Raw genomic sequence first — 6,494 nt, 5'->3', positions numbered from 1 at the left:
GCTTGGAGTGGTGCAGCTCCATGATGCGGCCGGAGATGTGGGGCTCGAGTGCGCCGTAGTCGTACGACAGCTCGGGAAGGGTGTAGACAGCCATGCCGGAATGCCTCCTGGATCGGTGCGCCGTAGCGCGCACGGTGTGACAACTGTGGCGAAAGGTTCGGCCGGTGCGAAACCGAGCGAACACGACAACCGTGGAACGCGAACGACCCGTGAGATGTTCCGGCTGGTGCCGGACCGTCTCACGGGTCGTCGTGCTCCGCAGGGGGAGCGGGTCAGTGCTTGGTGCTGCCGGTGTCGTCAGGGCTGACGATGTGGCTGCCGCCGCCCACCGCGGTACCGGACTCCACGGCGTGCGTGGCGTCCGCGGCGCCGAGAGCGTCGTGCTCGCCGTGCGAGTGGGACGCCGCCACCTCGGAGGGGGTCACGGGCTCGACCCGGTCCTCGTAGAAGAAGCGCGACAGGCGCTGCATCCGGCGGTCCTTCTTGTAGCCCTTGCGGCGGACACCACGAGAGTCGGTCGCCGGCTCGATCTCCAGGGGAGCGTGCGCCGTGTAGTTCACACGGAGCCAGCGCTCCTGGTCGTCGAGCGGGCGGTGGACCTCGATGTACTCACCGTGCGCGAAGCGCACGATGCGTCCGGTCTCGTGCCCGTGCAGGACGAGCTCGCGGTCCTTGCGCTGCAGCCCGAGGCAGATGCGCTTGGTGATCCAGAACGCGATCACCGGGCCGACGAAGAGCAGCACACGGAACACCCACGTGATCGCGTTGATCGACAGGTGGAAGTGCGTCGCGATGAGGTCGTTCGACCCGGCGAGGGCCAGGATGATGAACGCCGTCAGGAAGCCGACGCCCAGGCCCGTGCGGACCGGGACGTTGCGCGGACGGTCGAGCACGTGGTGCTCGCGCTTGTCCTTGGTCACGGCCGCCTCGAGGAACGGGTAGACCGCGAGGAACGTGAACAGGAGACCCGGGATCACGACCGCCGGGATCAGGATGTTGAGCGAGAGCGTGTAGCCCGCGATCACGTACTCCGTCTGCCCCGGCATGAGTCGCAGCGAACCCTCGAGGAACAGCATGTACCAGTCGGGCTGAGCACCGGCCGAGACGGGGGAGGGGTCGTACGGTCCGTAGTTCCAGACGTTGTTGATGGCCATCGTGGCGCCCATCGCGGCGATGACGCCGAACACCACGAAGAAGAAGCCACCGGCCTTGGCGACGTACACGGGGAACAGCGGGAAGCCGACCACGTTGGCGTTGGTGCGGCCGCCACCCGGGTACTGCGTGTGCTTGTGCAGCACGACGAAGAACAGGTGGAGGGCGACGAGCGCCAGGATGAGGCCCGGGACCACGAGGATGTGCAGCGTGAAGAGCCTCGGGATGATGTGCTCGCCCGGGAACTCGCCACCGAAGATGAAGTACGACATGTACGAGCCGATGATCGGGATCGACTTGACGACGCCGTCGGTGATGCGCAGACCGTTGCCGGAGAGCACGTCGTCCGGGAGCGAGTAGCCCGTGAAGCCCGCGGCGAGGCCGAGGATCATCAGGAGGAACCCGACCATCCAGTTGAGCTCACGCGGCTTGCGGAACGCCCCGGTGAAGAAGACGCGCATCATGTGCGTCACGATCGCGGCCATGAAGAGCAGGGCCGACCAGTGGTGGATCTGACGCATCAGGAGACCGCCACGCACCTCGAACGAGGTGTGCAGCGTCGAGGCGAAGGCCTCGGACATGAGCTGGCCGTCCATCGTGGCGGGCTCGCCGTGGTACGTGACCAGGCCCATGCTCGGCACGAAGAACATCGTCAGGAAGAACCCCGAGAGGATCAGGACGACGAACGAGTAGAGGGCGATCTCGCCCAGGAGGAACGACCAGTGGTCCGGGAAGACCTTGCGGGCGAACTCCTTGACGGCCCCGGCGATGCCGGTCCGCTGGTCCAGATAGTCTGCGGTCGCTTCAGCGGGTCCCGCGGTGCTGGTGCTCACTTGAGGCGCTCCCAGTAGCTCGGTCCGACGGGCTCCAGGAAGTCGCTCTGCGCGATCAGGTAGCCCTCGTCGTCAACGGTGATCGGCAGCTGCGGGAGCGGCCGCTTGGCGGGGCCGAAGACGACCTTGGCGCCGTCCGCGACGTCGAAGGTCGACTGGTGGCACGGGCACAGCAGGTGGTGCGTCTGCTGCTCGTAGAGCGCGACCGGGCACCCGACGTGGGTGCAGACCTTGGAGTAGGCGACGATGCCGTCGTAGGACCAGTCCTTGCGGTCCTCGGCCTCCTTGAGGTCACGAGGGTCGAGACGGACCATCAGGACGATGGCCTTGGCCTTCTCGGAGATCCACTCGTGCGAGGTGCGCACCTCTTCCGGCACGTCGGGGATGACGTGGAAGGCGCTGCCGATCGTGACGTCCTCGGCCTTGATCGGGCGGCCCGAGGGGTCGAGCGCAAGGCGCATCTTGGGCTTCCAGAGCGTGTGACGGAACTTGTTGACGTTCCAGTCTCCACCCACCTCGGCCACGAGGGGAACAGCGATCGCGAGCGGGAAGAGCGCGAGAGCGGTGACGACCGCGCCCTTGAGCACGCCACGACGGGCGATGCCGGAGTCCTGTGCGCCCTCGGTGAGGGCCTGCACGGCCTCGGCGCGGACCGCGTCGGAGCTGCGCTGGCCGTGCCGCTCGTCGACGTGCTCGTGGTCCGACATGAGGGTCTTGGCCCAGTGCACGGCGGCGAGGCCGATGCCGAGGAGCGAGAACGCCAGGCCGAGCCCGATGACGAGGTTGGCCGTCCGGATCCCCGCGATCGAGGTGTCCTCGGGCAGTGCGAAGAACGCGACGAGCATGCCGATGGTGCCGATGATCGAGATCGTGAAGAGGATCACGACCTGCTTCTCGGCACGCTTGGCTGCCTTCGGGTCACGGTCTGCCATCCGGCTCTTGTGAGCCGGGATACCCGGATCCTGGAAGCGGTCGAGCTCGTGCCCGTCCTGCTTGGTCAGGTCCGTCGAGTGCTGGTTGTCGCTCACGACGACTTCGCTCCGATCCACACAGCGGCGCCGATCAGCAGGCCCATGCCCACGATCCACACCCAGAGGCCCTCGCTGACGGGGCCGAGAGAACCAAGGTCGAGTCCACCGGCGGAACCGTCACGCTGCTCGACGAGGTACGCGATGACGTCGCGCTTCTCGTCGGGCGTCACGTTCATGTCGTTGAAGACCGGCATGGACTGCGGTCCGGTCTGCATCGCCTGGTAGATGTTGCGCTCCGAGGTCTCCCACAGCGGGGGTGCGAACTTGCCCTCGGACAGGGCACCGCCCGCACCGACGGCGTTGTGGCACATCGCGCAGTTGGTGCGGAAGACCGCAGCACCGTTCGACGGGTCACCGAGCGAGGCGTCGACCTGCTCGTCCGTGGGGATCGCCGGGCCGGCGCCCAGGGAGGCGACGTACGCAGCGAGCTGCGCCGTCTGCTCCTCGTCGAACTGGCGCGGCTTCTGGATGGCCTGGGGGCCTTCCATCTGCATGGGCATACGACCGGTCGACACCTGGAAGTCGACAGCGGCCGCTCCGACGCCGACGAGGGACGGGACGGTGTCCGATCCCTCGGCGCTGGGGCCGTGGCAGGTGGCGCAGTTCGCCTGGAAAAGCTTCTGGCCTGTCTCGATGTCCTCGGTGCTGGCGGTGTCAGCGCTGGCTGGACTCGGGGCAAAGGCGGCGTAGACGCCGCCGGTGACCAGCAGCGCCAGCAGCAGCAGCACGACCGGTGCGAAGCGGTGGTGCCTGCGGGCGGCGAGTGCCTTCACGAAATGATCCTCGTCTCGCAAGTGGGGGGTGCAGGGGGCAGATGTGGTTGTCCGGGCATCGGTGCCGCGGGCGTCACCGCGTCAGCGGAGGATGTAGATCACGAAGAAGAGTGCGATCCACACGACGTCGACGAAGTGCCAGTAGTAGGACGTCACGATGCCGGTGGTGGCCTCGTGGTGCCCGAAGTTCTTGGCGGCGAAGGACCGACCGAGAAGGAACAGGAAGGCGATCAGACCACCCACGACGTGGAGTCCGTGGAAGCCCGTGGCCAGGAAGAAGACCGAGCCGTAGGGGTGCGACGAGATGGTGAGTCCCTCGTGCACGAGCTCGGCGTACTCGTAGACCTGACCGCCGATGAAGAACGCACCCATGAGGTACGTGAGCGTGATCCACTCGTTCATCCCCCACCGGTTGACCTGGAAGATCGATCCGGTGCGGACGGGCTGGAAACGCTCCGCCGCGAGGACACCCAGCTGGCACGTCACGGAGGACAGCACCAGGATCGACGTGTTGATCACGGCGAAGGGGATGTTGAGCTTCTCGGTCTGAGAAGCCCACTCCTCGGCGGGTATCACCGATCGAGCGGTGAAGTACATAGCGAACAGTCCAGCGAAGAACATGAGCTCGCTGGCCAGCCACACGATCGTCCCGACCGAGACAGGGTTCGGTCGGTTGACGCTCACGTGCTGGTGGGCGTGGGGGGCAGCCGTTGCGGTCGACACATCAGCCATTATGGCCGACCGCGGAGCGATTTGGACCACTGGATCGGGGGGTGGCGCGCGGCGAATCTCACAAACTCTCCAGATTCTCCCACCAAGCCCTGCACTTCATGACGGATCACGTTGAAGTGCCATGAAACGGCGGGAATTCGGGGGTCGTGACCACGGCCTGGAACACCCGCGTCCGCCCCGGCGCGCGAGGATGTCGTCCGGGCCTGCGACGTGCCAAGATTCCCAGGAGTGCTGTGCCTCCGGCTCGGCGATCGCGGTGGTCTCCCACCGGACGACCGGTAGGCACGCAGGCTCGACCGGGAACCGGACGAGACCCGACCCAGAAGGAGGCGACGATGACGTCGACGACGAGCGACCTGACGACCACCCACCCGGAGCAGGACACGCTGTCCGAGGTCGGGCAGGTCCAGGCCGCGCGCGCGCCGCACATCCTGCTCTACAGCGACGACGTGACGGTGCGGGAGCAGGTGCGCCTCGCCGTCGGGCGTCGTGTCCGGGCGGGAGGGCCCGACATCGTCTGGAAGGAGGTCGCGACCTCGACCGCGGTCGTGGCCGCTGCCGACGCGGGCGGGTGGGACCTCCTCGTGCTCGACGGCGAGGCCGACAAGGCCGGGGGGATGGGCCTGTGCCGACAGCTCAAGAACGAGATCTTCCGGTGCCCCCCGGTTCTGGTCCTCACCGGCAGGCCGCAGGACGGTTGGCTAGCATCGTGGTCGCTCGCCGACGAGGCCGTCCCCCGGCCGTTCGACGCGATCGAGCTGCAGCGAGCGATCGTCTCGCTGATCGAATGACCTCATGAAGGGCAGATCCCGTGACCACGACACCGGGCACTCCGGCAACCGTCCCGTCCGTCCTCGCATCCCAGGGCACCTCCCTGGTGCCTGAGCAGACGGCGCCGTCGTGGCCGGGTCTCCTCTCGGAGCTCATCGCGGGGCGCGAGCTGAGCCCGGAGCTGACCGCGTGGGCCATGGGCATGGTCCTGTCGGGCGAGGTCAGCCCCGTCCGCCTTGCGGCGTTCCTCGTCGCGCTGCGGTCCAAGGGCGAGACCGTGGGCGAGCTGCGCGGCCTGGCCGACGCGATGCTGGCCCACGCGACCCGGTTCACGGTGCAGGGCCCGACCGTGGACATCGTCGGGACGGGCGGCGACCGTGCGCACACGGTCAACGTCTCGACCATGGCCGCGGTGGTGATCGCCGGGACGGGCGTGCGCGTCGTCAAGCACGGGAACCGCGCCGCGTCGTCGTCGTCGGGCTCGGCCGACGTGCTCGAGGTCCTGGGCATCCGCCTCGACCAGTCCCCGGAGCGGGTCACGCAGCTGGTCGAGGAGGTCGGCATCACGTTCTGCTTCGCGCAGGTCTTCCACCCCTCGTTCCGGCACTCGGCGGTCGCGCGCAAGGAGCTCGGGATCCCGACGGCGTTCAACTTCCTCGGACCCTTGACGAACCCCGCGCAGCCGCCGGCGACCGCCGTCGGGGTCGCCGACGCGCGCATGGCCCCGCTCGTGGCCGGCGTCTTCGCGTCGCGCGGGACCTCGGCCCTCGTGTTCCGCGGCGACGACGGCCTCGACGAGCTCGCGGCGACCGGTACCTCGACCGTCTGGGAGGTGCGTGACGGCTCCGTCACGACCCGGTCGCTCGACGCGGCGGCCGAGCTGGGCCTGCAGCGGATCTCGGTCGAGGACCTTCGCGGGGCCGACGCGTCGTTCAACGCCGAGGTCGCGCGTCGCGTGCTGGCCGGCGAGACGGGGCCCGTGCGGGAGACCGTGCTGCTCAACGCCGCGGCCGCGCTCGTCGCGGACGCGAGCCTGCCCGGGACCGCCGAGGGGACCCTCGTCGAGCGTCTGCGCGCGGGCATGGCGCACGCGGCGACGAGCGTCGACTCGGGCGCGGCAGCAGGAGTCCTGGAGCGTTGGGTCGCCGCCTCGACGCGGTGACGACGATGACGACGAGGGCGGGGTGCGGACGGGAGGCCGT

Annotated in this window: 6 protein-coding genes and 1 pseudogene; 2 read left to right on the top strand and 5 right to left on the bottom strand. The window is 68.4% G+C overall.

Annotated features, from left to right (window positions below; translation table 11 throughout):
• The 5 genes and pseudogenes from ACFRCR_RS15535 to ACFRCR_RS15515 form a co-directional block, all read right to left on the bottom strand.
• A pseudogene (locus tag ACFRCR_RS15535) lies at positions 1 to 94 on the bottom strand (superoxide dismutase); the annotation flags it as partial.
• Between the two features lie 178 nt (positions 95 to 272).
• Positions 273 to 1,985: a cytochrome bc complex cytochrome b subunit gene (locus ACFRCR_RS15530; RefSeq protein WP_377678770.1), complete on the bottom strand. Its 1,713-nt coding sequence runs from the start codon at positions 1,983 to 1,985 to the stop codon at positions 273 to 275.
• Entirely contained in the window at positions 1,982 to 3,013 is a 1,032-nt protein-coding gene (locus ACFRCR_RS15525; protein ID WP_246857611.1) for a ubiquinol-cytochrome c reductase iron-sulfur subunit, read from the bottom strand. The genes ACFRCR_RS15530 and ACFRCR_RS15525 overlap by 4 nt, the downstream gene beginning before the upstream one ends.
• Positions 3,010 to 3,789 carry a c-type cytochrome gene (locus tag ACFRCR_RS15520; RefSeq protein WP_191798419.1) on the bottom strand — a complete coding sequence of 260 codons (780 nt, stop codon included), beginning with the start codon at positions 3,787 to 3,789 and terminating at the stop codon, positions 3,010 to 3,012. Before ACFRCR_RS15520 ends, ACFRCR_RS15525 begins: the two co-directional genes overlap by 4 nt.
• Before the next feature lie 81 nt (positions 3,790 to 3,870).
• Positions 3,871 to 4,521: a heme-copper oxidase subunit III gene (locus tag ACFRCR_RS15515; RefSeq protein WP_138824252.1), complete on the bottom strand. Its 651-nt coding sequence runs from the start codon at positions 4,519 to 4,521 to the stop codon at positions 3,871 to 3,873.
• Between the two features lie 335 nt (positions 4,522 to 4,856).
• Between ACFRCR_RS15515 and ACFRCR_RS15510 the strand changes: the two genes are divergently transcribed.
• Together ACFRCR_RS15510 and trpD are read left to right on the top strand one after the other, a co-directional pair.
• Positions 4,857 to 5,312 (top strand): hypothetical protein, encoded by a 456-nt coding sequence (locus ACFRCR_RS15510; protein ID WP_377678767.1) that lies wholly within the window; start codon positions 4,857 to 4,859, stop codon positions 5,310 to 5,312.
• 83 nt (positions 5,313 to 5,395) lie between these two features.
• Positions 5,396 to 6,454: an anthranilate phosphoribosyltransferase gene (trpD, locus tag ACFRCR_RS15505; protein ID WP_377678771.1), complete on the top strand. Its 1,059-nt coding sequence runs from the start codon at positions 5,396 to 5,398 to the stop codon at positions 6,452 to 6,454.
• Positions 6,455 to 6,494: the final 40 nt, after the last annotated feature.

It is taken from the genome of Oerskovia sp. NPDC056781, from assembly GCF_042789955.1.
GTDB classification, from domain to species: domain Bacteria; phylum Actinomycetota; class Actinomycetes; order Actinomycetales; family Cellulomonadaceae; genus Oerskovia; species Oerskovia rustica.
Note: the sequence above shows the minus strand (reverse complement) of the source record. Positions and strands in the feature narration are given on the sequence as shown.

What these genes read in the sequence shown, in the direction of transcription:
- ACFRCR_RS15515 (WP_138824252.1), bottom strand. Translation starts at nt 4,521, where the DNA reads ATGGCTGATGTGTCGACCGCAACGGCTGCCCCCCACGCCCACCAGCAC.
- ACFRCR_RS15510 (WP_377678767.1), top strand. Translation starts at nt 4,857, where the DNA reads ATGACGTCGACGACGAGCGACCTGACGACCACCCACCCGGAGCAGGAC.